This window comes from Bacillus sp. P4_D3, assembly GCF_056401855.1.
Map to the genome: position 1 here is coordinate 1 of NZ_JBFUIN010000408.1, position 2,771 is coordinate 2,771.

Sequence of the window (2,771 nt, forward strand, 5' to 3'; positions counted from 1 at the left end):
TAATTTTGCTACCTCAATGGCTGTATTATACGATTTTGCTGTTACCAACCTTCCAACTGTTAAAATATTTATATATGACTTATTAAATTCAACAACCTCATATTCCTCTGATAACTTATAAATCATCTTTGGATTTATTACATCTAAAATAATATCCACCTTATCATCATATTCTTTTCTAATTTTCGATACTGTTTCTTGAGTATTACGAGAAACTGTAATTATTTTATCCATCTTTTCATATGACTCATAATCAATTTCTTTGTCATACAATGTATTGACGTAGTCTGTATTTATCCAAGCTATTTTTTGTGATGCTGTGACTTTATTAGCAACAAAATATGTGGGCATTCCCTGACTATAAGCTATAGCTACATCATATTTTTTTTGAAGTTGCATTATTATTTTGTTTATACTTCGAAACACCACTTGCTCACTATGCAAAACTGTTTTCTGATAATTATTCTTTCTTAAATATACAGAAGTTTTAATCCTATAGTAGAAATATTTTATACTCTTATCCACCGAGAACCTCTCTTTATTTATATACCGAAAATATTCTGGAACGGGTAAAATTTTTATTTGTTCTGGAACATGTTTTTCAAGGTCTCCACCTTCTTTAAATAACATTAAATCAATTTCATACTTTGAAAAGTCTATTAAATTCAATAACGAAACTAAACTTTTTTCCGCTCCACCGATTGTTAGTGAATCGATAACAAATAATAGCTTTTTTTTCATAGATTCACTTACCTCTCTGTATTTATTCTCCTTTTGAGACTTTTTAAAACATTTAGATACACTCCATAAATAATACTCGTTCGTATAAGCTTCTTTTTTAAAAAGAATATATATGGCTTATAAAAAAGATTGCTGGTTGAAAATGAACTTACATATTTTTCAATATATCGTAAAGATATAATCCCCATTATATTTGCAGTTGCATTTTTTATACCAATATCCCTTATTTGAATACTTTGTTGCTCTACTAAATTAATTACAACATCTTGAACCCTTTTAGTGATTATTTCTTTCCTCTTATCCCCAGCTAAACTAACAGAATGAAACACCTCATCTATCCGCTCGCAAACAGTAATATAATTTTGCGTATAATGTATTGAAATATTGGAGCTTATACTGTTCTGATTTAGTCTATTGTAATTATATAAATAATCTTTTATAGCACTAAATGACTTACATTGAGACGTGTATTGCAAAACAAATACTAGATCCTCACACATAAATATATCTTTGTCCATCTTCAAATCATTCTTAGCAATTATTTCCTTTTTATAGATTTTCCCCCAGAGTACTCCTCCTGTACCTTTACAAGTCATCTCTATAAAAGAATGTACAGAAACGCTATTTTCTAAATCAAAATCTGTACAATTTAATACTCCATATTTAGAAATATCTTTATAACCACAACACACTAAATCAGAATCTGAAAAAATCATTTGATTAAGTAAAAATTCAACATAATATTTATCAACCGTATCATCTGAATCAATGAAGATTAAATATTTTCCGGTTGAATTTAGAATCCCCTTATTACGGGCTTCCGATGGCCCACTATTATCTTGAATCAGACAAATTATTCTGTCATCTTTCTTTTTATATGTATTAATTATCTTTTCACTTTTATCAGTAGATCCATCATTAATAATTACAATTTCAATGTTTTTATAAGTCTGATTGATTATACTCTCCAAACATTTAGAAATGTATTTTTCACAATTATACACAGGAACTATAATACTGACCTTTTGATCCAATCTCTCCCTCCTCTCACTTTACCTTTTTACTGAGTTATTCTCCCACGAACCTATACTATATTTCCCTATTTGTTATTACGATTATTAATCTGCTTTATTAATAATCTGATATAGCTTTTGGATTTCGTCACTGTTTCCATAGTCTACTGTCAATGTATTACTGGTTAATCTATTTCTTAAATCCGTATCTTCAATAGACTTTCTTAACCCGTTAACTATACCCTCTACCCCCATAGGAGTTATTAAACCATCAAAGCTATGTGAAAGCTGGCTTTTTGCCGTAGGAAAGTTAGTTATTACAACTGGTTTTCCAAGAATTTGAGCTTCCCTTACTGTTACCGCTTTACCTTCATATCTAGATGGCTGACAATAAATATCACATTTTTTTATATATGGATAAGGATTGATTTTTTTACCTAATAATATAAACCTATCACTCATTTTTTTTTCTTTTATCAATTCTTTAATTGAATTTTMCTCACTCCCATATCCTATAACATACCATTTGAAATCATAACCTAATTTCATCAACTCCTCACATGCTAATACAGCCATATCAAAACCTTTCGCATGACTTAAACGACCCACAGAGCAAATTTTTATTCCCCCATCATTTGGCATTTCACTTCCTACATCTTCTCGTGATTGCTCTTTGACAAACTTAGTTGATAGAATGTTCTCTAAAACAACTACCTTTTGTTTTAGATTAGGAAATACCTTTAAGAAAGACTCTTGACATTCTTTAGATACATTTACAATATAATTTAGTTTATTCCACATATTTTCATCTAAAGGTTTATCTGGATTTACTATAGTAAAATAATCTGTATGATTCCAACCTATCTTTATCTTGGATTTTACTTTATCAATAATAAAATTATGGGGGCCTAAAAAACTTATAGCCACATCATATCTCTTATTTAGCTTAGGTAAAAATGGCATGGAGTACTGCCAAGTGTATTGCATTTGTTTATAAGTGCCTTGCCCCTTATTCCC

General features: G+C 29.3%; 3 protein-coding genes. All 3 read right to left on the reverse strand.

Translation table 11 applies throughout. The features are described from left to right. The coding region (locus AC1DTM_RS21880) for a glycosyltransferase family protein (protein WP_477000861.1) at window positions 1-741 on the reverse strand (741 nt) is incomplete at its 3' end. Between the two features lie 8 nt (window positions 742-749). Further along, window positions 750-1,775: a glycosyltransferase family 2 protein gene (locus tag AC1DTM_RS21885; protein WP_477000862.1), complete on the reverse strand. Its 1,026-nt coding sequence runs from the start codon at window positions 1,773-1,775 to the stop codon at window positions 750-752. A gap of 84 nt (window positions 1,776-1,859) precedes the next feature. Beyond that, the coding region (locus AC1DTM_RS21890) for a glycosyltransferase (RefSeq protein ID WP_477000863.1) at window positions 1,860-2,771 on the reverse strand (912 nt) is incomplete at its 5' end.